The organism is Bacillus cereus group sp. MYBK195-1, from assembly GCF_051916605.1.
Taxonomy (GTDB): domain Bacteria; phylum Bacillota; class Bacilli; order Bacillales; family Bacillaceae_G; genus Bacillus_A; species Bacillus_A cereus.
Genome location: NZ_JBQAGZ010000002.1, coordinates 975965 through 1000045, shown reverse-complemented (window position 1 = coordinate 1000045; position 24081 = coordinate 975965). Strand labels below are relative to the sequence as shown.

Here is a 24081-nt window from a genome sequence, read left to right as displayed (position 1 = left end):
TGTTTAATTATATGGAATAACGTAACATGCGGTTTTAATCTTGTAGAAGCTGAAATTAGTACATAAAATTATATCGACGATAATTCAAATATATCAGCGATTCTTTCATTTTATCGGCGATTTTCAAATTATATCGACCGATTCTTAACATTTATCAGCGATTATATGTCGAATATCGACTTATCGACATTAAACGACAATCCTTATACATCATACCTTTTAACAAACTATGTCACCAAATGTAATTTTCATATTGGGAGCGTATACAAAAGAAGAATACACATGAAATATTTTAAAAAATCGTAGTTCAGCTTCATATTGAGCTAGCGCATTATCATATGTTAATCCTCTGGCTATTAAACGTTCTACAAATTGTTGCTTATCACCCGGATCACCTGCAATCCCCTCTTCTTTTAATGATTGATACAAATCGTTTTTATCATTGTGATGCATATTTGAATCTAAAAAGTTCACTTTATCGCTTACTCTACATTCAATATTTTTCACACCTAATTCACTTAAATATATCGGTATTTTCATGCCTATATTGCCATCTTTACCATTTCTTTGCGTATCACTTTCAAATAATTTCTGCAAAACACCTAGCTGAATAAATTCCGATTGTTTCTCCCCATCTAGTAAATAAGAAGCCATATTAGAAATCCAATGTGGTTCAAAACAGATTATTTTCCCGCCTCCTTTTATATACAAAACTAAAGTTCTCTATATAATAGCCGTATTCCTACACTTTTCTTAAAATTTCAAAGCAAAAAGCTAGTGTATTATTAAAAATAAACTAGCTTTTTATTTGGAAGAAAAATTTAACAAGTACAATCACAATCAAAACAATCCGTACAGTCTAAATCGTCACAATCTGCTTTTCTCTTTCTTTTGTTTCTTTTAAGATAATAATACAGTAGCCCAAACAATAGTATACAAATAACAAAAGCTATTATTGCTTCTGTATACTTATTTTGAGTCATAAAACCAATTCCACTTCCGCCTGAAATAAAAATTAGAATTAAATAAATCCAGAACATCTATGTAAATACCTCCATTACTATATATCTTAAGATAATATCCATATAACACTAGAGGAAATGAATAATCCCATACCATTACCGCTTAATACACCAGTAGTTATTCTTAGCAAATTTGAGCTACTTCTCCATTTCCACTTTTGGGTGAACCCATCGATAAGTAACGGAATTTGAGCGAAAAATGATAGTATGATTGCCAAAAGAAATGAAGGTGTCATATAAAAATAAATTGGAAACATTAAAATACCAATAAGCATGCCTGTACAACGCGCACATAAAGGTATGTACTTTTGTAGTTTAAAAAAACTCCTATCTAATCTTCTATGACAAGAAATTTGTAAAATAAAAGTTCGAATCAATATGAATCACCCTCTCTAAAAAGATTTTAATTGATTTTGCAAAAAAAATATATATCCAATAAAAAAACAAACCAGGTTTATACTAGACCCAGTTTGTCAGTTTACTACTATGTTACATTTCCTCAGGTGCCTCCACCCCAAGTAAACGTAATCCTTCTTTTAATACAACCGTCACAGCATAAACCAATGCGAGTCTGCTGTCTTTTTCTTCGCTCTCTTCTAATATACGAACATTACCGTAATATTTATTGAATGATTGTGCTACATCTAATATATATTTCGAAATAATAGATGGCTCATTTTTATTGAAAGCTGCTTCAATTACTTGAGGGAATTTATTAAGTAATTTTACGACACTCCAGCTATAATCATCTTTTAAAGCAAACGTACATGTTTCAAATTCTACACTTTCTTTTCTTAAAATAGAGCAAGCACGTGCATGTGTGTACTGTACGTAAGGTCCTGTTTCTCCTTCAAATTTCAGCATATTTTCTAATGAGAATTCGATATTATGCATACGCTCATTTTTTAAATCGTGGAAGATGACTGCACCAACACCGACTTGCTTTGCTACTTCTTCTTTCTGTTTTAAGTTTGGATTTTTCTCTTCAATATTTTGTTTTGCAAGTTCGATTGCTTCTTCGAGTACTTCTTCAAGTAAAATAACTCTTCCTTTACGTGTCGACATTTTCTTACCATCTTTTAAAATGAAGCCAAACGGTACGTGTTCCATACCATCAACCCAAGTATAGCCAAGTTTTTTTAATACGGTGAAAAATTGATTGAAATGTAAGCTTTGTTCTGGACCAACAACATATAGCGCTTTATCAAACCCATAAGTGTTTTGACGATATAAAGCTGCCGTTAAATCACGCGTTGCATAAATCGTCGCACCATCTGATTTTCTAATTAAACAAGGCGGCATTCCTTCTTCTTCTAAATTAACGACTAATGCACCTTCTGATTCTTCAAGCAACTCATGTTCTTCTAAAATCCCAATAAAATCTTCCATTAAATTATTATAAAATGCTTCTCCCTGAAAATTAGTAAATTCTACGCCGAGAAGTTCATAAATGCGAGAAAATTCTTTAAGGGACTCATGACGGAACCAATTCCAAAGCTCTACCGCTTCTTCATCACCTTCTTCTAATTTCTTAAACCAAGCACGTCCTTCTTCTTCTAGTTCTTCGTCGTCTTTTACCTCTTCATGGAATTGGACATATAACTTAAATAGCTCACGTATTGGATCTTCTTTAACTACTGCTTCATTTCCCCATTTTTTATAAGCCGTAATTAACTTTCCAAACTGTGTTCCCCAATCTCCTATATAATTAATCCCTACAACTTCATAGCCACATTTTTCAGCGATATGTTTCAGCGAATTTCCTATCATTGTAGAACGTAAATGCCCCATCGAAAAAGGTTTCGCGATATTAGGAGAGGAATAATCAATTACTACTGTTTTTTCACAGCCAAAGTGGTTTTGACCGAACTCTTCTTTCTCCGCTAAAACTGTTTTTAATACTGCATCACTTACAGTTTCACGATTGAAAAATACATTTACATAAGGACCAACGGCTTCTACTTTCGTAAAAAACGGATCATTGAATTTCTCAGCAACTTCCTTTGCGATAAGAGCTGGTGCTTTTTTATATTGCTTCGCTAATGAAAAGCATGGGAACGCTGCATCTCCAAATTCATCTTGTTTCGGTGTTTCAATTAAATCTAAAATTTGTTTTTGCGTTAATTCATTCGTGAAAATATTAGATAAACTTTCCACAAACTGCATGTTATAATCCATGATACAACCTCCTTATTTTTTAAAACACAAAAAACTCGTCTCTAAAAAAGAGACGAGTTTTAACCCGTGGTACCACCCTTGTTGTTCGTTACGAACCACTTTCCCGTTTATAACGAGGACAGGGGGCCTCGGCTTTCTCTACTATTCGTTCAAGAAGCATCTCCGAAGTGCGCTTCATCTTTTTCTTCCGTACTAGGCTCACACCATCCCTAGCTCGCTTTCCTTCTAAAAAAGACTACTCTCTTCATCACAGACAGTATATTTAATTAATTATTGCTTATTATACATCTTTTCAAACAATTAGCAAGGGTCAATTACACCAAAGTGAAACTTAGCACTTTTTCTTTTGTATACATAAAAATTGTGTTTTTCAAATCTAGAACTACGAAAATGATCTTTTAAAACGACACGTTTTCTCGCCACTCGTTTTGCCTCCGCAATTGTTTCGTCAGTAATATCATGATACAAAGCGAAGTGTTTTAATCCTTTAATTCCGTCGGATTCTATGACAGTTTCTTCAAACATCGGATCAAGGTAAACGACATCGTAACTATTGTCTTCACATTGCGCTAAAAATGAAAAATGCTCCGTTTTCTTTACTTGAATTCTTTGCATTGCTTCATCAATTTCAGAAACGGATGAAGACCATGTTTTCAAACCATTTTCCATAATATAAGCCATATACTCATTGCCTTCAAGTCCTGTTACTTTTCCGCTTTCACCAACAACATAACTAGCTACAATACTATCTGATGCCATCCCGAGCGTACAATCTAACACTGTCATTCCTCTCTCTAATTGCGTGGCTTGTACAAACGGATCGTGTTCTCCACGCATTAACCTTTTCACACGAAACATCGCTGAGTTCGGATGAAAGAAAAACGATTCTTCCGTACCTTTTGGATAAATAGCTAATCGGTTCTTCCCTACGACAAGCACATCTTGTTCATACTGCTCATGTAGCTTATGTACTGGTATGTCATTACGTTTAACGAATGAAGCATTTAATTCTGCTGCTACCTTGTTTGCATAATCTGTCATTTCTTTATTCGTTCTTCCTGCTGTTGTTACGATCATTGTTTCACCTCTATATAAAGAAAAGAGGGAGATTTACTCTCCCCCTTCTTTAGCAATTCTTTTCGAAAGCTTGTTCTAAGTTCGTAATAATTTCGTCCATAGTTGCACCTTCAATTTCATGACGGTGAATGAAGTGAACAACTTCTTTTCCTTTTAATAATGCCATAGATGGTGAAGAGGGAGGAATTTCTCCGAAGTATTCACGCATTTTTGCAGTAGCATCTTTATCTTGACCTGCGAATACAGTTACAAGATGATCAGGTTGTTTTTCAGCACGAACAACCGCTTGACCTGCTGATGGACGTGCTAAACCAGCTGCACAACCACAAACAGAGTTTACAACTACTAAAGTTGTACCTGATGTATTTTCCATAAATTCTGTTACAGCTTCTTCTGTAGTTAACTCTTCAAACCCAGAACGCACTAACTCTTGGCGCATTGGGATTACCATTTGGCGCATGTATTCTTCATAAGCATTTGACATCTTGTAATCTCTCCTTCAACTTTCATTCCAAATTCATCATATCACGCTCTATTAATAGGTGCAAAAGAAAGATAACGATGATTTCATTTTTTTGTAGGGATTTCACAAACCCCACCGCGGCAATGTCCCACTGGAACAAGTTTTCTATTATTAGCGATATAATCGTATACTTTACTTCCAAAACCAAGTACGATAGATAGCTTTATAAAAGGAACTGCAAACCAATAAGATGGAACGGCCTTTGCTAATACATCTATGCTCTGAATACCGTCATACCACTTATTATTTTTAAAAATATACAGTCTTTGTTCCATCTTGCTTTGTAGTTCTTGAGAAAGCTCATACTTCTCAACTACATCTTCATTTCGAAATGAAACAAATTTCATCTTACCCTTTTTATCTAATTTTTTCGTACGTTCTGCAACGGCCGTACACATCGGACACCAACTATCATAGAAAACAATCATACATTATTCCCCTTTACGTGACTCCGTCATTTGTTTCCATACAGAACCTTTTGCTTCTTCTCCGCCTTCAATACGCTCTAATGCTAGACGTGCTTGCATCGCTACTTCAAACTCTGGATCATCTTGCGCTGCTTTTAATGCCGGAATCGCACTTTCATCTCCAAGTTCAAATAAGAACATCGCTGCACGCCAGCGTACTAATTTACTTGGATCTTTCAGAGATTTAATCATAACGAACATCGCTGCCGGATCACCTACATCTGATAAACAATCTCCTGCAGTACGGCGAACACTTACAGAGCGATCTAACAACGCTTTATATAATAACGGTAATACTTCATCACCTTTTACCATACCTAAATACGCTGTTGCTAAGCGGCGTATTGAAACTTTTTCATCATCTAACGCCATCTTCAACACTGGAATATCTTCTTCAGTAGGATCCATTTGTTCTAATGCTGCAAAACGGTTTTTCCAGTCAGAATCTTTCATCATCTCTTCTGTTACTTTATATGGCTCACGCTTTTGAATCGTTACTTCAACAGCACCTGCTTGATTTAATAATTCTTTAACCGTTTCATTTACACGTTCTTCTGAATAAGCAGCAACAATCTCTTCCACTACTTCTTTCCCAATTTCTTCAAAATTACCGTAACGTGTACTTTGTTCTACCCATTTACGCTCTTTTACAACGTTTGGTGCAGACATTTGCACTTTCATAATTGATTCTTTAAAACGATCTGGTAAACCAACACGTTCTTCCGTCGTTCCATCTGTTAACTTTACTTGCATTGGAATTGTAAAGAACATTTGAACAAACACTTTCACTTCTCCAAAATGAGCAAGTTGTTGTTCTTCACTTTCTTCCAATACTTCTTCGCCGAAAACAGCACGAACTTGTTGTAATAAAACTTTCCAGTCATACTTCGCATTTCGCTCCACTGCTAAAAAGTCGGCTACATGATATACACCTTTAATGCCTTCAATTTTCAAAATTTCTTGCACTTGCATTGGTGCTTGTTCTTTATTTTCATTTGTATAATTATTACGCGCTCCTGATGGTAATACTTCATTCAAAATAACTTTCATTGTATTTGGACTTGGCGTCGGTTCAATTGCTTTAATCTTCACGTAAAAAACTCTCCTTTATTGCATGTTCTTAGCTGTATTGTAACATGTTATCACTCTATACTCCTACTCGGATGCTTAATTTTACTACTTTCGTCCCGCTACCATACTATTTCATTCTTTTTTACATTTCAAATTAGGAATGAGATTTTAAAAGATTTCGTTTCCGATGATTTTTATTTTTCATCCATTTCTTGAGGCATCGCCAGTATTTTTGAAAAAAACACGCTAAGCAAAAAAATATAATAAGCTATCCATATGGATAGCTTATTTACATAATTTTCGTTATTGGAAGACAACTATTTTTATAATACAAAAGGCAGAAAAGTATATAGATTCTACAAAATATTTTGATTATGATACATTTACAGAATCTCTTATTTTGTAATTAATGTCTTATTATTTTTTGGAGGGAATTCGATGAAAAAGTTTGTTTTGATATTTGGGCCACAAGCAGTTGGGAAAATGACAGTTGGACAAGAACTAGCAAAGATGACTGATTTAAAATTATTTCATAACCATATGACAATTGATTTATTGGAGCCATTGTATGGATTCTCTTCGGAAATGTGGCGATTGACCCATCTTTTTCGAAAGGAAATATTTCAATCATTTTCAAAGAGTGAACATTATGGAATGATTTTTACATACGTATGGGCGTTTAATGAAAAGAACGATTGGGATGATGTTGAAAGTATATGTAATATTTTTCGTTCCCAAGGGGTTGATATTTATTTTGTTGAATTAGAAGCTGATGTAGAAGAAAGACTTCAACGAAATAAAACACCTCATCGACTTGAACATAAGCCAACGAAAAGAAATATTGAACAATCTGAACAAAATTTATTAAGCACATTTGAAAATTTTAGATTAAATTCAAGAGAAGGAGAAATTACAGAGAAAAATTATATAAGGATCAATAATACGAATTTAAATGCTACAGAAGTAGCTGAAATTATAAAGAAAGAATTTCAACTATAGTTTTTTTAAATAAATTGAACAGTTCCAATTTTATGAATATAGTATACATTTCTAATTAACATAACGTCCTATTATCGGTAGCAACAAAAAGGAGGATTCCTTACTCTCAGAAGGAATCCCTTTTTTTATTTTCTATCACTCGATTCATCTTTTTATACATTCCTATCCTGTGATGGGTTTTACGATTCTCGTTTGTTACTGGATTAGCCAAAAAACGTTATAAAATTTTGTATACTCTTTACTTGTTTTTTCAAAAAAGCTGGCGGTATCCCCTCTTTAAGTTTATTAAAATACTTTCCACAATTTTTTCCGAAGCTATTACTTAAAATCACCTTTTATTACGATGCCCCCTCCCGCCTTCTCTCCAAAAAGGTAATACTCTCAATCACAACTTCAGTTCTATATATTCTCTTGCCTTGTTCATCATCGTAATTACTAGTCTGAATACGCCCTGTAATCCCAACGAGCGACCCCTTCTTACAATATTCAGCTACATTCTCAGCCGATTTGCGCCAAACGACACAATTAATAAAATCGACTTGTTGTTCACCTAAACTATTTCGAAATCCTCTATTCACCGCAACACATATTCGTGCATAAGCGACGCCTTGTTTTGTGTAGTATAATTCTGGCTCCTTTGTCAATCTACCGATTAATACAACTCGATTCATCATAAGTTATACCACCTCACATGTTTTTCTTCATTGTAAGGAGAAATGTTTGAATGGTAAAAAGCACAAAATGATATATCCGTAAGTAGAAAGTATTATTTTGGACCTTACAAAACAAAAAAAGAAACCATACATAGTTCAAACATGTATGGTTTCAAAATTTATTACACTTCAGTACAAGATATGTAATATCCTCCGCGAGCCATCTTTATTTCAGCACGGTACATTACATTTTCTAAGTAGAAAGTAATCGGTTTAACTTTACTCTCAAATTTTAGTCTTTCATTGCATTCAGTTGCATATCCTTCAATCGCTGAAGTAATAACTTTTGATGATGGATACGTTAAAGCTTCATCTAGTTCTATGAAAAAACTTTTAGAAAATAGTTTTTTCATAATCCCTTTCTTCTCTTTCATCATATTCCATCCCCCCTTAACTCAAGTTACCAATATCCATATTATACCATAAAATCAATTTATCTTTAAAAATAAAAAAATCCTGCATTTCTCATGCAGGATTTTTTTATTAGTCATTTTTCGTAAAGTAAGAAACGAAACGAAGAATTTCTAAGTATAACCATACTAATGTAAGCATTAGTCCCATCGCAGTATACCACTCCATATATTTCGGAGCTTGACTACGTACACCATTTTCGATTAAATCGAAATCTAGTAATAAGTTTAATGCAGCAACTACAATAACAACTGCACTAATAATAATACCGATTGTACCACCTTGGTGAATGTATGGAACAGTTACACCAAACATATTTAGTAGGAATACGACTAAATACATAACCATAATTCCAAGTGTTGCTGCCATAACGCCTGTACGGAATTTATCCGTTACTTTTACTACACGTGTTGCATATAACACTAACATTGCAAATAGAATTGAGATTGTTAGTAATACAGCATTTAAAACGATAGAATCGCCAAATTTCATTGTATAAACTGCTGAAATACTTCCTAACACAACCCCTTCTACCGCTGCATAGATTGGTGCACCAAAAGGTGAAATGCGCGGGAAGAACATAGACGCGAATGCGATGATTGCCGCAACGATTAAAGCACCAATTAATACTGGCATCTTCATCGTCCCCTGCATCATCTGTATGTATGAATAGACAGACGTTGCAAGTAGCAAGATAAGCATAATAAACGTTTTGCCTACTGTTCCGCCAATCGTCATCGCAGAAGCACTTGCTCCCTCTTTACGGAATGCCTCTTTTTTCAGCATTGGATTAGATGTTCTCATTTTTTCCCTCCTAAAATAGGTTCTACCAATAGTGTAAAGTTTTTCTCTTTACTTTTCAATATATGCAGCTTGTTTTTATTTTAATCCTTCAACGATGTCTGATAGTTCACTCCATCTTTCCATCTTTTTTTCTAGCTCTTCTTCTGTTTTCTGCTGTGCTTCAGATAATTCTTGTGCCTTTGTGAAGTCAGATCCAACTTTCGCAAGTTCTTCTCCAATTGACTCAATTTTCTCTTCAAGTTCGGCAATTGTATCTTCAATCGTTTCCCATTCACGCTGCTCATTGTATGAAAGTTTACGTTTACGTTGTTGTTTTGGAGCTTCTTCTACAACTTTTTTCTCTTTTTGAACTTCCGCTTTCTCCATAAGTCCTCTCGTTTTTTCCATTTCTAAATAATCTGTATAACTACCTAGAAACTCACGCACTTCGCCTCCGCCAGTAAAGATGAACAGTTCATCTACTACTTTATCTAAGAAGTAACGGTCATGCGATACAGTTAAAACGACACCTGGGAAATCTTCTAAATAATCTTCTAGTACTGTTAATGTTTGTGTATCTAGATCGTTCGTAGGTTCATCAAGTAAAAGTACGTTTGGTTCTCCCATTAAAATACGTAATAAATATAAACGTCTTCTTTCACCACCAGATAGTTTACCAAGTGGTGTACCATGTGAATGCGTCGGGAATAAGAAACGTTCTAACATTTGAGATGCACCAATTACTTTTCCATCTGTCGTATGAATAACTTCTGCAATCTCTTTAATGTATTCAATCATACGCTGATTTAAATTCATCTCTTCATTTTCTTGCGTATAATAAGCAACTTTTACAGTTTGCCCAACTTCAATTTCACCACTATCAGGAGATAACTTACCTGCAAGCATATTTAATAGCGAAGATTTCCCGCTTCCATTCGCTCCAATAATTCCGATGCGATCGCCTGGTTTCACGATATGATTAAAGTTGTTTAATACCGTTTTATCACCAAATTTTTTCGTTACATCTTTTAACTCAAGTACTTTTTTCCCAAGACGGCTACCGCTAAGTGCAATATCAACTGACTGTTTTGCAGCTGGTCCTTCTTGTGCCTTTAGCTCATCAAAACGCTGAATACGCGCCTTTTGTTTCGTAGAACGGGCTTTTGCACCACGACGAATCCAAGCAAGTTCACGACGATATAAATTTTGGCGTTTCGATTCTTGTGCCAATTCTTGCTCTTCACGAAGTGCTTTCGCTTCTAAAAATGTACTATAGTTTCCTTCGTAGCTATATAGTTTACCATTATCTAATTCAAAAATACGATTCGTCACACGATCTAAGAAATAACGATCATGGGTTACAAGTAATACCGAACCTGTATATCTCGCTAAATATTCTTCTAACCATTCAACTGTCTCATGGTCAAGATGGTTCGTAGGCTCGTCTAAAATTAATAAATCCGGTGTTTCAATAAAACATTGTGCCATTGCGATACGTTTTTTCTGTCCACCAGATAAATTCCCAACAATTGCAGTGAAGTCCGTAATTCCTAATTTCGTTAAAAGAGATTTCGCATTTGCATTTGCTTCCCATGCACTCATTGCATCCATACGTTGCTGCACTACAAATAATTGTTCCTGTACTTTTTCATTACTTGGATCTTTTTCAATATTTAATAGTGCTTTTTCATAATCACGAAGAAGACGAATTAAAGGTGTATCACCATGGAACACTTGCTCTAATACTGTCAGTTTTTCATCAAACTCTGGTTGCTGTGATAAATAACTAATTGTATACCCACGTGAATGCGTCATATCACCTGTATCAGGAGTTTCTAATCCTGCAATTATTTTTAATAATGTCGATTTACCAGTTCCGTTTACACCAATAATTCCGACACGTTGTCCTTCTGTAATACTACATGATAATCCATTAAATAACGGCTTTTCCCCATATGATTTTGATAAGTTCTCCACAGTTAACATTTTCATATTTGTGCATTCCACTCTTTCATAAATTGTTCAATAAACTGTTCCATATAACGATGACGAATTTCAGCCTCTTGTTTTGCTGCATTCGTATTCATTAAATCTTTTAATTTCAAAAGTTTTTCATAAAAATGATTTAAAGATGGATCATTATTTTTTCTATACTCTTCTTTCGTCATTTCTTCACGCGGCGGAATAGTTGGGTCATACATTAATCTCCCTTTCGCCCCGCCATATGCAAAGGTACGAGCTATTCCAATTGCTCCAAGGGCGTCTAAGCGATCCGCATCTTGAACAAGCTTCCCTTCAAGTGAATCCACTTTACCGCCATGACCACCTTTATAAGACATATTGGCGATGATATGAAGAATATGTTTACTTTCCTTTTCTTCAACACGTAGCTCTTCTAACCAATCAGAAACTTTTTTCATTCCTGCTTCTTCACTTTCATTTAGCTTTTCATCTGCCACATCGTGAAGTAATGCTGCCATTTCAATTATAAAACGATTTCCACCTTCTTGCTCAGATAAAGAAATCGCCATTTTATGTACACGTTCAATATGATACCAATCATGCCCACTCGCATCTTTTTCTAAAATATGTTTTACAAAAGTAATTGTTTTTTGAATTTTTTCTTGTTTTGTCATTTTATCTTCACCCAGTTACTTATTGTAACACGCCCGCATTTTTTCATCACATATTTTCTTGTCCGCCCATACACTAGGTGGTAGGCATCATCATGAAGGAGGAATAAACATGTTCTATAATAATCAACCGCCTTATCCAAGGCAACCATTGTATCCTCAACAACAAGAACAGAGATACACAGAACAATACGAAGAACAAGAGTTACAACAGCAAGAGCCACAATATGACGAAAACCCATATGCAACAAAGCAAAACCTAGAAACTGAATTTCAACAAAATCCATATGACACACGTCCAAATTATGAATATCCTCAAAATCCATATGCAGCACCACAAAATCAAGAACAGCGATATCCTCAAAATCCATATGTAATACCACAAAACCAAGAACAACAATATCCTCAAAATCCATATGCAGTACCACAAAACCAAGAACAACAATATCCTCAAAATCCATATGTAGCACCACAAAACCAAGAACAACAATATCCTCAAAATCCATATGTAGCACCACAAAACCCATACACAACTCAACCACAACAACCGCAATACCAACAACAAATGTATCAACCAAACTACGACGCACGTGTCTCACCACCTAAACCACCAACAATAGATCCAACTCAACCACAAATTTTACCGCCTGGACCAACACTAGACATTACACAACCACAAATATTGCCACCTGGACCAATTACTGAACCAACACAACAACAAATTCAACAAGTTGTCGGTACACAGTTTTTACCTTTCAAGAAACCCGTACTAGATTTCGTAAAACCATGGGTAGATTACGGTTTAAATGAAGCAAAACATACATCACATGAACACGCATTAACAGAAGTTGCTGCGATTATGTTTTTAGTTGGTAAAGGCTTCAATCCGACGATTGCACATTATATCGTTGAATCTTGGGAGAAGAATGAGCAGTTTTAGGGTTGTTTATTTGATAAAATATAAAAAACACAAAAGTGCCAAACCCCTTATACCACAAGGGTTTTGGCACTTTTTAATATCTAAAACAAATTTTATTGAAATAATTATTTTTATAGATTTTCATACTTTTTTATATAGTACGTGAACATATACAGTACAAAAATACACCTTTGTATACACATTTTTAGAAACATCCTACGTTTATCAAACAATAACCAAAAGACGTACCTGCAACCTCATCATATAAATAATAGATATTAAAAAGAGGACACTATAAGCGCCCTCTTCCTTAGGTTTTAAATATGTTCTCCATGATCCATAAACACTTCAATTGCTTCGTTTTGTGGTATGTCTTTTACATTAGTAAGACCAAAAGTAAAAACAGCGGATAACATCATCATTAATAAGATTGCTTTTTTCATTTTAGCGCCCTTCTTTCTATGCTCTTTTTGTCTGCATCTAAAGCGATGTGCAAATACTTGCTTGCTTTTCTGTGATTTTCTGAACCATAGAATATTTCACCTAAAAGAGAAGCATATTCTTTTACCCAATCATATAATTCTTCTTTTTCAAAATACGAAATACCTTCTATAACCACATTTTCTAATTCTTCTTGCGGTACATAGTTATGTACTGCTTTTAAAATTCGGAAATGATGACGGTAACATAAGTCGCTAATCTTATAGCCATTCTCAATATATTCATTAGCGATATGACTATAACCTAACTTAAAATGTTCTCTTGCTAAAAGAAACATAGTTTTAGCGTTATTTTCTAATGAATCCTCTAAGTGTTTAATTGCTAACTCTGGCATGTTTTGACTTGCGTATAAAAGTCCTAAATTATGCTTAACTCGTTTAATAAGAAGTTCATCATTAGATTTTTGGAAGGTACCTAGTGCTGAAAGTAAATATTCCTCTGCACTTTCGAATTCATTTAGTCGAATGTGTGCCATTCCTAAAGTATTTAAGCATGCTGCAGTTTTTAATTCATACCCTGGACTAATTGAAAATACTTCATTCGCCTTTGTAGCAAATTGAACTGCTAAGATCGGTTTTAATACGTGATAGTAATGGACTGCAAGCCAATAATTAAATTCAGCTTTTTCAATTTCATCATGCATGTACTCTAAAAACGTTTCAGCTTTTTCAAATTGCATTCTTGCTTCACTATGGTTTGCTTTATTAATAGCGTAAATTGCTTTAAATAAATGATGATAGTACTCTAAAAATGTTTCTGTAGACTCTGGTAAAGGCTCGATTTTGTCCAGAATATCTTTTGTACTATCCATATCCCGAATTAGCAGTTTATACCGTGCATTCAATAAAGCGTAGTAGACTAATATTGTTTGGTCTTCCTTAATATTATTGATTTTATTTGCAATATCCTCTTTTATTTTCTGAGACTGTAATACACGTTGTGAAATCATAGCTTGATACCAGTCGTTTAATAATTTTGTGATTTCTTCTTTAGAAATAATGTCAACACTCATCTACTTCTACCCCCTTTTGTTAAATGTTACCATGACATGCTTGTTTGCATAAATAAGTTTTTGAATATTCTAACTTGAAAAAATTATTTTTGAATATTCATGTTAACAAATTGGTCCCTTTTCAAACCTTAAAAAAGAACACACGTTTGTTTTTAGTGGAGTTAAAAAAACAAACGTGAGGTATTACATCATGGAATATAACGGCTTTCCTGTAGTACGTGGAAGAGGTATGGTGAAATGGAATCCGTTTGCTTCAATACCGGAGCAATACGAGGAAATACATAGTATGTTTGAGGAACAATATAAAGTACCTAAACCTTTTTTAACACAAGATACTATGGAACGAATAGAAAGAGCGTTAATGCAATCTTTTCACGAGGAAGAAGAAATACATATCTCATACTATCGTGATGGAATGGTGCAAGACATGTACATAAATGTATTACATATTGAACCGATGACGAAAATTATATATTGTACAGATGCTTTTGGTTTGAATACTAAGTTTAAGTTTGATGAATTGGTGAATATAAATTAAAAGAAGCCGCCCGACAGGACTGAAGTGCACCCCAATTGTTAGACACAGCCTAACAATTGGGGTGCACTTCACATATATAGGTGGCTTTTGTACGACAAAAAAAGAGCTCTGCTATACAGCAGAGCAAAAGAAATATATATAACCCTATAAAAATAATACAAATTATTGATACTTTCAAAAGACGAAATTTAAATTTCCATCACAATAATAGCTATGTTTAAGTATGAAACATTCTACCTTCACTATAGCTATGAATATTCTTATTTTAGAATTCCATAGTATCCAAATAGCTCTTTGAGAGATACCTCAATACCGAACTTCTTCAAAGAATCTTTTCTTTGTTCAAAGAGAAGTTCTAAAACTTTTTTCTTATCTTTGTCTCTTCCATAATGAATCAACCTATGACAGTTCGGACATATACTAACTATATTTCCAACAACATCTAAACTATTTTCAAAATCATGTTGCATTCTTAACGGTATTAGATGATGGGCCTCCATATAATTTTTTCGGCTGGCTTCCGATACAAATGTTTCATGTGTGTCATCTATTTCACATTTAAATTCTGCCTGTTTAATAGCTTGTTTAGCTTTTTTCGGATCACGAGGCCATACTTCCCTACCAGATTCCATTTTAGTTTTTTTTCGATTTTCCGGTTTCTCTTCTTCTGCAATCTTTACTTTACTAAAATCCGAATCAATATTAGCCTGATACATATCTTCCTCTTGCTCATCCTCAGAAAGAATAAAGCTCTCATTCAACGCTTTAATAATATTATCAATAGATTTATATTTTGCTAATTTAATTTCTAATTTTGTTGAATCAATATTAGTAAATCCTTGTGGTGTATGGTTCAATTTGTAGCCAAAGAAAGCTGCGAATTCGATTGCTTTAATGTTTACAGGTTTTAGATCCTTAATAAAATAGATGTATTCCCAAGTTTCATCATTATCGTTTGTTTTCCAAATTTCCCTAGCTACATCTGGGTTATGAGTCTTAGCAAAAATTGTCCCGAAAAACTTAAATTCCCCTTTAGAATATGCTAAAATCCCGTCACCCTCTTTTAACTTTTCCCATCTATCAACATTTGAAGAACCAGGAGTTGCTCCCCACATACATTCTCATGTAATTCATTATCTTTAAGTTTAGTTACTGTATCGGCATCTAAATCTGCTAAACATTTAGAAATAGGATATGGTTTTTCAATAGTAGCTTCCAAATTTTTTATAGCACTATCATTACTTGCAGTAAAAAGATATAACATATTTAATTCCACCTTTTTAAAATTTCATTATATTTCTTTTTAGAGTCTCGAGATTTCTCTACTGGATATTTTTTATTATTTTTTTCTATTTTGTTTATAATAATCTCTTCTAAATCAATATCCAATTGATCTGCCAACAACATTGAATAAATGAGTACATCTGCCAACTCATCTTTCATGTCTTCTTTTTTTGTTTCTACAGCTTCCTCACTGCTTTTCCACTGAAAATTCTCCAACAACTCACTCGCCTCTAAAGAAAGAGAAATAGCTAAATCTTTAGGATTGTGGAACTGCTTCCAGTTCCTATCGTCCCGAAATTTTAGGACTTTCTCTAAAATAGTTTGATTCATTTTTTGAATCCCCCAGTTACTTTTCATTGGTAAACTCTTCTATTTATCAGGTAAACTATCATAAAAACGTTCAATGGCCGCTACTAAAACTAAATCTTCTAAATGAGCAGTTTTAGGGTTGTTTATTTTTAAAAACATCAAAAATGCCAAATCCCTTATATCACAAAGGATTTGGCATTTTTAAGTATCTAGAACACGCGCTAAATTTAAGGAGAAATTAACAGACATGAGTCCGGTATAATGCCGTGTCCACACCCAAGGATCGGTTACATAAAATAACGTATCTAACCTGGGAAGTCTATTAGCTTTTTCCCTTATAGTAACGCTCTCTTCTACTAAGACCTTTTCTTTCTAGGGCCTACAATTAATTTAATCGCTGTTCTCTCTTCATTATTGATAGAAATCTCTTGAAACGCTGGAACAAAAGCTAAGTCAATACCACTTGGAGCGACGAACCCTCTTGCAATCGCAATTGCTTTAATCGCTTGATTTATAGCTCCAGCCCCAATCGCTTGAATTTCCACATTACCACTTGTTCTTAGTACTCCTGCTATTGCACCTGCGACTGAATTTGGGCTTGATTTTGAAGATACCTTTAATATATTTTCCATGTAAGTTGCTCCTTCTATTATTTAATCTCTCTTTCGTTACAATTTTAAATATTTTAGCGTATCTTTAATTACTATTCACACCAAAAACAAATGATGCTTCATATGTACATTATTCTATATTTTCTGACTTTTTCCTGCTCAGCTACGCAAATAAAAGATAAACTGAATAGCCTAATATACATACAGTTAAATATCATAACTTCACCAAATGATAACATCCATACAGCTAAAGGTAATATTTCTGTTTTGTCAGACTAAATAAATATAGTAAAGTAAAATTTTAATGAGTGGGGGTTTAATTCATCCCCCACCTAACTTCTTTGCTTTCGCTGAATTTTGAGGTGGGAGTCTTACTGCTCGGAAAATAGCGGGATAAACGTTTCCTCGTTACTTCAATCTATTTAGAAATGCCATTTATTTTTCTATCAAATTATAAACCTTATCATCTTCAAAAGGTGTTACAGGTAATACCCAAATACTACACTTCATCATTTGACCACTTTATATTCCAAATCTATCTCCTTTTATAGTACAAGCATACACGCCAATTGTGATTTATCTTCATAAACTACTATGTGATTTAAATTTATTAAGAATAGGAGGTAATATATTGGGTTCATACTATCATTCTTCAAACTCGTATAAAAAATGCTCATGCAAATCTTCTTCCAGTTCAAATAAAAAATGTTCATGTGACCATTCACATAAACGAAGCTGTCCTGCATACGGAACTTTTTGGCAAACTGAATTTATAACTGTTCCTTTTGGCAATCCTTTTCCATTTAATCACGTTGGACCTTTAGCAGGAGGTGTTTCCTTACTAAACCCTACTACTATACACTTTAGACAAGCTGGTGATTATAGAGTTTCGTTCATTTCCAGTATTAATACTACTTTAAATCCTGTATTTCCACATATCCCAGTCATAACTATATTTTTAAATAACAATCCACTTGCTGATAGTCAAGGTGATTTCGCTATTCAAATGAATACTTCATCAAATAACGAATGTCTTCAACTCGTTGGCGAAACGATTGTTACAGTGCCTGCTAATTCAACTCTTCAACTTAGAAATAATAGTGGTTTTAATCGTCAAAGTATTGTAACTTGTGACAATGGTATAAATTCAGTGGAATTAACAGTTACAAAACTAAGTTAAAATTATTTCTTCACATTCAGATGCTATTTCAGCATCTTTTTTTATTGAATAACAGTTTTTTCAACTTTTATTATCTCTCCCCACATAAAAAAGTGCAGAATTCTTTCTAACACAAGATTTCTGCACTTTTTTATTATACTTATTTATTCTTCCTTATTTCTCTACATAAACCGACTTAACAATCGTACGATTATATGGTTTTCCTTCTTTATTCATCCCTTTTATATCCATCGTAACGTTATATACTCCCGGTTGTTTTATATCTTTCAAAGCACCTGTAAATGTATTCGTATTAACATTTTGTAATTCATTAAATTCAGAGACTAACTTACCTTCTTTATTAACGACTCTTACTGTTATGGAAAGATCCCCTTTCATTTCAGGTGCTACAGGTGATTTTTTCAGTTTATACTCAGGTTTATTTACTTTAACTTTTGTAGGCATTCGAAGAACAAATGGTGCATCATCCTTGTAATCGCTTACAACTAAATATGCATCTTTCGACTGCTTCGCCATCATTTTGATTTTCCATTCGCCTACTTCTAATTTATCAAACTTAAACGTTCTAATTGTCGCCCCATTAAAGAAAGATTCGCCTTCACCAGTAGTTATAGCGCTATCTTTATTTGCATAGATTTTTCCTTTTGGAGATACCATTTGTACTTCTACATCAGAAGAAGCAGTTAGTACAGAAACTATTCCTTCAGCCTTTTTATCAACAGAAATACTTTGCTCTATCCACTGATTTTGTGGTAATTCGCCTCCTAAAATATTTTGATTTGAAGTTGTATTTAATTGTTCTAGATCTTCATTTGAACTAGTGCTGGATGCTACTAAAGCTGGTAATCCCACATTTGTCGTACGTAAATATGGTTCAATTCGTGCAAAAACAGCTGATCCTTTTCTTATATTGTCATGATCAAATCTGGAATCTGTAAATAAATGTGTACCGTACGATAGCTTCGTACTCCATTCATTTACTAGTCCATCATTTGAACCGTACGATGATAAATATAACCCGCCCATAGATAATGCAGAAAATGTTGGTCCCCAGCTAGTTCCAGTAGCCGTATAGTAACGGTTTAATTTAGCTGCTGGGTTGTTATCTATTATTGAACGAAACTTTGCCATTTCACCTATTTGTAACGAATACGTACCATCATCTTTTTGACCTAATATAGAAGCAAGCCACCCTGCCCACCAACTATATGACAAATCTGCTAAATTTGAGCCGTGATGCGGTGTAGCAAGTGTAATAACATTTCCAACAAATCGATTCGCACCATATTCAACTAATGCGGCTTGTGTATCAATACCACCTTTACTATGCGCTACAATATTAACTTTTTTACCGAAATGATTATATATTTCTTCAAGTTTTTGTGCTAACAATTTTCCGTTATCCCACTGACTAGCCGAACCTTTCCCTGCAGCATCATACAATTGTATAAACACTGTTTGATAGCCTGCTTTTAAAGCATAATCATACATATCATTTATATCATGATATACTGTCTTTCCATACCAACTATCAGCATTACCATTTCTTCCTTGTACAAAGAGAATTGGCGGTTTATTCTCATCATAATTAGCAGGTTTTTGGCCTAAAAACCATTCTCCAGGTGTGAATACTTCTGTATCAGGAAACCCCTTTCCAAGCTCTTTTACAACTTCTGCCTGTACATTTGTGCTAATCGTTGGAGCCATGATAAAAAATACAATTAGTAAGGCCACACATCTTCTCATCAGTCGCATATTACTCCCCCTATTTTTTTGAAAGAAGGTGTTCTTTATAATATTTTATATTTTCCCTTCCTTAATAATAGCTAATCTTTTATTTTTAAAAGATGTTAGCCCTATTTTTAGAAGGTTACTAGTTGTATACCCTCTTCCTTAACTCTCGTTATTCTCTTTGTTTCTACCTCTTCCTTTTGATAGAATACGACAAAAAAGTTTCTCAATAATTGTTAACTTCGCTACACCCAGATATTTTTTAAATCATTATTGTTTATATAAAGCATACAAATCTTGAAAAAATTTTAGTAAAAAAACATTTTATTACTAGTTAGTTATTTAAAAATATAATAAAGATATGTACTTTCTTTTCATTAAATACAAACTAATTTTAAAGGAGCTTGTATTATAAGACTTTCCTACGATTAAAAATTAAACTGAAATTTCCGAATAGAAAATCATATTTCCAGAAACATATATTATGATAATTTCCGCACACTTGAATTAACTTTTTAGAAGTACTAACCTATCGGTGAACAGAAGAAAATTCTGTAAAAAGAAAGGAGAATACTTTATGATGACCAAATTACAAAAGGAGTTTTTTAAACGCTTAGAAATTCCTGCAAAAGAAATAACATTTGATGATTTAGATGAAATTCTCTTGAAAATGGGAATGATTCTCCCCTATGAAAATCTTGATATTATGGCTGGTACTATTAAAAATATCTCAAAAGATAACTTAATAGAAAAGTTACTTATTCAAAAACGAGGTGGACTTTGTTATGAATTAAACTCCCTATTGTATTATTTTTTAATTGATTGTGGGTTTCAAGTATACAAAGTAGCCGGTACTGTTTATGACCTTTACGATAATAAATGGAAACCCGATGATGGTCATGTCATTATCATATTAAGTCATGAGGATAAAGATTATGTTGTGGATGCAGGTTTTGCATCTCATCTCCCTTTACATCCAGTCCCTTTTAACGGAGAAGTCATCTCCTCTCAAACAGGAGAATATCGAATTCGTAAGCGAAATACTCGAAAAGGTACGCATATTTTAGAAATGAGAAAAGGAGCTAACGGGGAATCTACAAGTTTCTTACAATCTGAACCTTCAAACGAATGGAAAATAGGCTATGCTTTCACTGTAGATCCAATAGATGAGAAAAAAGTGAATAAGATTCAAAAAGTGATTGTAGAGCATAAAGAATCTCCTTTTAATAAAGGAGCTATCACTTGTAAATTAACTACTTATGGTCACATATCATTAACAAATAAAAATTATACAGAAACCTTTAAAGGCACCAAAAATAAACGACCAATAGAATCTAAAGATTATGCTCGCATTCTTCGTGACTCTTTTGGAATAACGCAAGAGAAATATGTAGGAAAAACACTAGAAAGAGGCTAGTTGACTACAAGTATTTCATAATAAAGCAGATTCTATATTTAGAATCTGCTTTATTTTATATTTTGTTATAAATTAATTTAATTTTGTTGTTACCCTTTAATTTTCAATTATATACTCATCATCATATTTATCGTATTGTAGCCCTTTCCCTATCTTTGACTCCGTAACTTGATCTCTTAAAAACGGTGCAGCATCCATTTTACTAGTTGCAATTTCAATTCCATATTTTTTCGTTAAATGAGCTAACTCTATTAAAAACCACTCTCTTCGCAATGTAACTGGAATATCCAATGTTTTTCTTTTCATATATAATAGCACCTCTTTTATTTTCATAGCTTAAAAATATCACTGGATGCACTTATTAAAACTACCTTTCACCGCTAACATCCAATGAAACATTATAGTATATGCATGTCCATTTCAAACGTGCTATCACAAATATGATATTTAAATTTACATAATTATATTATGTAATAGTAGGAAAGGAAGACATGTCCCTTCCTCTTCTACTATAGAGATTTAAATTAAGAACATCTTGGTACACCTAAAGCTAAAAATAAACCTGCTACTCCCGCAGTAATCGGTACTTTTAACGTAATAACATCATCTACCTTCGTTACTAAAAAGTAAGCATTACCTTCTTGTAATATACAAGTTACCAACAATTGAAATTCCATTCAAATCTCCTCCTTTCAATCGATATACTATAATTTATGAAATCTCTTTCAAAAAGTAATAGGAAATATATCCATTTTTTCCTTATATACAAAATAAATGTTTATGAGTCTATTAAAAATATTAATTTTCTAAATTTATACAAAACGTGTAATATCCAATAAATTCCTATATAATCAATAAGAAGAATCTTACAAATGGAGGTATGAAAATGTCAATTTTAAGTAATATTGGTGCAGCTTTATTTTTTATTGCTTTTATTCTTTTAATCTTATGTATCATTTCATTCTTTAAGAAAAATGGAAAAGCAAAACAATATGGACGTCCTACCGTTATTCTTTTTATGATTTCTATTATATTAATAACGGCCGGTACAACAAAATCGGAACACCCCGTCGTCGAGTTTTTTTCTACTTTAAGTTTCATTCTATTTATATTCTTCCTTGTTCTAGCAATCTTATCTGTTATTAAGAAAACAGGTGTAGCGAAAAAACAATTTATTATTACAGCTGTATTATTTGTCATTTTTGTTGCGTTATTAGGTATTTCAGCTCCTTCTTCTGAAAAAACGACAGCAACTAGTACAAAAGTTGCCTCTAATAATGAAGAGCCAAAAGATAGCGAACAGAAAAAAGAGCTAGAAAAGAAAGAGGCGGACGAAAAAACTCAAAAGCAAGAAGATGAGAAGCGTCTAGCCGAAGAACAAGCTCGTAAGCAAGAGGATGAAAAACGTCTGGCTGATGAACAAGCTCGTAAACAACAAGAAGAACAAAAACGTCTGGCTGATGAACAAGCTCGTAAACAACAAGAAGAACAAAAACGTCTGGCTGATGAACAAGCTCGTCAACAACAAGAAGAGCAAAAACGTCTGGCTGATGAACAAGCTCGCAAACAACAAGAAGAACAAAAAGCACAGCAAGCTCAAACACAACCAGCTAATGGTAATACTGATAGTGCATACTACAAAAATTGTGCTGCAGTTAGAGCAGCTGGGAAAGCTCCTTTACATAAAGGGCAACCAGGTTATAGCTCTCATCTTGATCGTGATGGCGATGGAATTGCATGTGAAAAATAGTAATAAAAAAGAAGCTTTTACTAAGCTTCTTTTTTATTAACGTAAAACATTACCACTTATTACTTTCCCCCTTATTTTAATAACATTCTTCTTATTATTCTCAAAAACGACACAGAATAAGTGATTTCAATCACTACATAGATTTTAATTTATCGCTATTCTTAATTCAGATATTACATTAAAATTTTATGGAGGCATTCATATGGAACATACATTTACTGAAACTTCAATTGTTGGTGAGATTGTTACACAATTTCCGAAAGCTAGTGATCTTTTTAAATTATATAGAATAGATTTTTGTTGTGGCGGTAATAAGCCACTTATTGATGCAATTCATGAAAGAAATTTATCAGCTACTGAAGTGCTTACAGAGTTAAATATGCTTTATCATAATACGAAACGATTAAATGAATCGGAAATTGATTGGAAAAATGCTTCTTATCGTGAATTGATTGATTATGTTATAAATAAGCATCACCGCTATTTAAATGAAGAATTACCACAGTTAAGTCCATATGTGACAAAAGTATTACGTGTTCATGGGGCAAGTCAGCCTCATTTAGCTCAAATTCATAAGCTATTTCATGAACTTAAAATGGAATTAGAACAGCATTTAATTAAAGAAGAAATGGAAGATTTTCCATTAATTTTAGAATTTGAACAAAATCCAACTAATGAAAACTATGCTAAGTTACGTAAAGTAGTAAATGAACTAGAAAATGAGCACAATCATGCTGGAAATATTATAAAAGAACTTCGTAAAGTGACAAATGACTTTACTCCTCCAGAAGGTGCTTGCGGTACTTATCGACTTGTTTACCAACGCCTCGAAGCGCTAGAGTCTGATTTATTTGAGCATATTCATTTAGAAAATAATATTTTATTTCCGCGTGCCATTACGAAAGCATAAATCAAGTGCAGGACATGAGTGTAAATACTTATGGCCTGCTTT

At 33.5% G+C, this 24081-nt stretch carries 28 protein-coding genes, 1 pseudogene and 1 other annotated feature; of the genes and pseudogenes, 7 read left to right on the top strand and 22 right to left on the bottom strand.

Translation table 11 applies throughout. The features are described from left to right. Positions 1 to 219 precede the first annotated feature (219 nt). The 8 genes and pseudogenes from ACTFRY_RS14865 to ACTFRY_RS14830 all read right to left on the bottom strand — a co-directional run. Positions 220 to 705, bottom strand: a pseudogene (locus tag ACTFRY_RS14865) (class I SAM-dependent methyltransferase); the annotation flags it as partial. A 116-nt stretch (positions 706 to 821) separates the two neighbouring features. After that, positions 822 to 1040 carry a hypothetical protein gene (locus ACTFRY_RS14860; RefSeq protein ID WP_000498604.1) on the bottom strand — a complete coding sequence of 73 codons (219 nt, stop codon included), beginning with the start codon at positions 1038 to 1040 and terminating at the stop codon, positions 822 to 824. Between the two features lie 29 nt (positions 1041 to 1069). Continuing rightward, the gene (locus tag ACTFRY_RS14855; protein ID WP_098616740.1) at positions 1070 to 1399 is read right to left on the bottom strand and encodes a DUF2085 domain-containing protein; all 330 of its coding nucleotides are present in this window, start codon (positions 1397 to 1399) and stop codon (positions 1070 to 1072) included. Positions 1400 to 1511: 112 nt separating this feature from the next. After that, entirely contained in the window at positions 1512 to 3200 is a 1689-nt protein-coding gene (argS, locus tag ACTFRY_RS14850; RefSeq protein ID WP_061655196.1) for an arginine--tRNA ligase, read from the bottom strand. A gap of 45 nt (positions 3201 to 3245) precedes the next feature. Next, positions 3246 to 3460: a binding site (T-box leader), on the bottom strand. A gap of 40 nt (positions 3461 to 3500) precedes the next feature. Next, positions 3501 to 4277 carry a class I SAM-dependent methyltransferase gene (locus ACTFRY_RS14845; protein WP_098616739.1) on the bottom strand — a complete coding sequence of 259 codons (777 nt, stop codon included), beginning with the start codon at positions 4275 to 4277 and terminating at the stop codon, positions 3501 to 3503. A 49-nt stretch (positions 4278 to 4326) separates the two neighbouring features. Beyond that, a complete protein-coding gene (locus ACTFRY_RS14840) occupies positions 4327 to 4761 on the bottom strand; it encodes a BrxA/BrxB family bacilliredoxin (RefSeq protein WP_000063706.1) in 435 nt (144 codons plus the stop codon). Between the two features lie 83 nt (positions 4762 to 4844). Beyond that, a complete protein-coding gene (locus ACTFRY_RS14835) occupies positions 4845 to 5228 on the bottom strand; it encodes a thiol-disulfide oxidoreductase DCC family protein (protein WP_000634884.1) in 384 nt (127 codons plus the stop codon). 3 nt (positions 5229 to 5231) lie between these two features. Next, positions 5232 to 6359 carry a conserved virulence factor C family protein gene (locus ACTFRY_RS14830; RefSeq protein WP_000692564.1) on the bottom strand — a complete coding sequence of 376 codons (1128 nt, stop codon included), beginning with the start codon at positions 6357 to 6359 and terminating at the stop codon, positions 5232 to 5234. Between the two features lie 417 nt (positions 6360 to 6776). Between ACTFRY_RS14830 and ACTFRY_RS14825 the strand changes: the two genes are divergently transcribed. Further along, positions 6777 to 7337: an AAA family ATPase gene (locus ACTFRY_RS14825; protein WP_000714951.1), complete on the top strand. Its 561-nt coding sequence runs from the start codon at positions 6777 to 6779 to the stop codon at positions 7335 to 7337. A 338-nt stretch (positions 7338 to 7675) separates the two neighbouring features. Here the strand turns inward: ACTFRY_RS14825 and ACTFRY_RS14820 are convergent, their stop codons facing one another. From ACTFRY_RS14820 to ACTFRY_RS14800, 5 genes are all read right to left on the bottom strand, one after another. Further along, positions 7676 to 8011, bottom strand: a complete 336-nt coding sequence (locus ACTFRY_RS14820) for a single-stranded DNA-binding protein (protein WP_000982014.1) — start codon at positions 8009 to 8011, stop codon at positions 7676 to 7678. Between the two features lie 161 nt (positions 8012 to 8172). Next, positions 8173 to 8427 carry a DUF4318 domain-containing protein gene (locus ACTFRY_RS14815; RefSeq protein ID WP_000975140.1) on the bottom strand — a complete coding sequence of 85 codons (255 nt, stop codon included), beginning with the start codon at positions 8425 to 8427 and terminating at the stop codon, positions 8173 to 8175. A gap of 106 nt (positions 8428 to 8533) precedes the next feature. Continuing rightward, on the bottom strand, positions 8534 to 9265 hold the full coding sequence (locus ACTFRY_RS14810) for a Bax inhibitor-1/YccA family protein (RefSeq protein WP_001260655.1): 732 nt from the start codon (positions 9263 to 9265) through the stop codon (positions 8534 to 8536). Between the two features lie 75 nt (positions 9266 to 9340). Further along, a complete protein-coding gene (locus ACTFRY_RS14805) occupies positions 9341 to 11236 on the bottom strand; it encodes an ABC-F family ATP-binding cassette domain-containing protein (RefSeq protein ID WP_098616738.1) in 1896 nt (631 codons plus the stop codon). Next, positions 11233 to 11880 carry an HD domain-containing protein gene (locus ACTFRY_RS14800; RefSeq protein ID WP_000165969.1) on the bottom strand — a complete coding sequence of 216 codons (648 nt, stop codon included), beginning with the start codon at positions 11878 to 11880 and terminating at the stop codon, positions 11233 to 11235. The genes ACTFRY_RS14805 and ACTFRY_RS14800 overlap by 4 nt, the downstream gene beginning before the upstream one ends. 109 nt (positions 11881 to 11989) lie before the next feature. On the opposite strand from ACTFRY_RS14800, the gene ACTFRY_RS14795 reads away from it, so the two are divergent. Continuing rightward, positions 11990 to 12817: a hypothetical protein gene (locus tag ACTFRY_RS14795; RefSeq protein ID WP_098616737.1), complete on the top strand. Its 828-nt coding sequence runs from the start codon at positions 11990 to 11992 to the stop codon at positions 12815 to 12817. 296 nt (positions 12818 to 13113) lie between these two features. Here ACTFRY_RS14795 and ACTFRY_RS14790 read toward each other — a convergent pair whose 3' ends face one another. Beyond that, entirely contained in the window at positions 13114 to 13239 is a 126-nt protein-coding gene (locus ACTFRY_RS14790) for a hypothetical protein (protein ID WP_000709202.1), read from the bottom strand. Continuing rightward, complete coding sequence (locus tag ACTFRY_RS14785; protein ID WP_000109855.1) at positions 13236 to 14309, bottom strand: tetratricopeptide repeat protein; 1074 nt, start codon at positions 14307 to 14309, stop codon at positions 13236 to 13238. Before ACTFRY_RS14785 ends, ACTFRY_RS14790 begins: the two co-directional genes overlap by 4 nt. A gap of 190 nt (positions 14310 to 14499) precedes the next feature. Between ACTFRY_RS14785 and ACTFRY_RS14780 the strand changes: the two genes are divergently transcribed. After that, positions 14500 to 14847 carry a YolD-like family protein gene (locus tag ACTFRY_RS14780; protein ID WP_044797204.1) on the top strand — a complete coding sequence of 116 codons (348 nt, stop codon included), beginning with the start codon at positions 14500 to 14502 and terminating at the stop codon, positions 14845 to 14847. A gap of 260 nt (positions 14848 to 15107) precedes the next feature. Here ACTFRY_RS14780 and ACTFRY_RS14775 read toward each other — a convergent pair whose 3' ends face one another. The 4 genes from ACTFRY_RS14775 to ACTFRY_RS14760 all read right to left on the bottom strand — a co-directional run bounded on the left by ACTFRY_RS14775 (position 15108) and on the right by ACTFRY_RS14760 (position 17072). After that, positions 15108 to 15962 carry an HNH endonuclease gene (locus ACTFRY_RS14775; protein WP_229172705.1) on the bottom strand — a complete coding sequence of 285 codons (855 nt, stop codon included), beginning with the start codon at positions 15960 to 15962 and terminating at the stop codon, positions 15108 to 15110. Further along, the gene (locus ACTFRY_RS14770; RefSeq protein ID WP_241669928.1) at positions 15911 to 16111 is read right to left on the bottom strand and encodes a hypothetical protein; all 201 of its coding nucleotides are present in this window, start codon (positions 16109 to 16111) and stop codon (positions 15911 to 15913) included. Before ACTFRY_RS14770 ends, ACTFRY_RS14775 begins: the two co-directional genes overlap by 52 nt. A gap of 2 nt (positions 16112 to 16113) precedes the next feature. Continuing rightward, positions 16114 to 16461, bottom strand: a complete 348-nt coding sequence (locus ACTFRY_RS14765) for a nucleotide pyrophosphohydrolase (protein ID WP_044797225.1) — start codon at positions 16459 to 16461, stop codon at positions 16114 to 16116. Positions 16462 to 16796: 335 nt separating this feature from the next. Further along, positions 16797 to 17072, bottom strand: coding sequence for a stage V sporulation protein S (locus tag ACTFRY_RS14760; RefSeq protein WP_000427801.1), 276 nt, complete (start codon positions 17070 to 17072; stop codon positions 16797 to 16799). A gap of 610 nt (positions 17073 to 17682) precedes the next feature. On the opposite strand from ACTFRY_RS14760, the gene ACTFRY_RS14755 reads away from it, so the two are divergent. Then, entirely contained in the window at positions 17683 to 18231 is a 549-nt protein-coding gene (locus ACTFRY_RS14755; protein ID WP_136986150.1) for a preprotein translocase, read from the top strand. A gap of 153 nt (positions 18232 to 18384) precedes the next feature. Here ACTFRY_RS14755 and ACTFRY_RS14750 read toward each other — a convergent pair whose 3' ends face one another. Further along, on the bottom strand, positions 18385 to 19986 hold the full coding sequence (locus ACTFRY_RS14750; RefSeq protein ID WP_001238707.1) for an esterase/lipase family protein: 1602 nt from the start codon (positions 19984 to 19986) through the stop codon (positions 18385 to 18387). A gap of 553 nt (positions 19987 to 20539) precedes the next feature. On the opposite strand from ACTFRY_RS14750, the gene ACTFRY_RS14745 reads away from it, so the two are divergent. Further along, the gene (locus ACTFRY_RS14745) at positions 20540 to 21379 is read left to right on the top strand and encodes an arylamine N-acetyltransferase family protein (RefSeq protein WP_000988427.1); all 840 of its coding nucleotides are present in this window, start codon (positions 20540 to 20542) and stop codon (positions 21377 to 21379) included. A 96-nt stretch (positions 21380 to 21475) separates the two neighbouring features. On the opposite strand, the gene ACTFRY_RS14740 is transcribed toward ACTFRY_RS14745, so the two are convergent. Beyond that, entirely contained in the window at positions 21476 to 21685 is a 210-nt protein-coding gene (locus ACTFRY_RS14740) for a hypothetical protein (protein ID WP_000824207.1), read from the bottom strand. A 218-nt stretch (positions 21686 to 21903) separates the two neighbouring features. Next, the gene (gene exsG, locus ACTFRY_RS14735; RefSeq protein ID WP_000395679.1) at positions 21904 to 22056 is read right to left on the bottom strand and encodes an exosporium protein ExsG; all 153 of its coding nucleotides are present in this window, start codon (positions 22054 to 22056) and stop codon (positions 21904 to 21906) included. A 209-nt stretch (positions 22057 to 22265) separates the two neighbouring features. Here exsG and ACTFRY_RS14730 point away from each other — a divergent pair, with 209 nt between their 5' ends. After that, positions 22266 to 23129, top strand: coding sequence for an excalibur calcium-binding domain-containing protein (locus ACTFRY_RS14730; protein ID WP_350369194.1), 864 nt, complete (start codon positions 22266 to 22268; stop codon positions 23127 to 23129). Between the two features lie 202 nt (positions 23130 to 23331). Continuing rightward, on the top strand, positions 23332 to 24039 hold the full coding sequence (ric, locus tag ACTFRY_RS14725; protein WP_000401343.1) for an iron-sulfur cluster repair di-iron protein: 708 nt from the start codon (positions 23332 to 23334) through the stop codon (positions 24037 to 24039). The last annotated feature ends 42 nt before the right edge of the window (positions 24040 to 24081 follow it).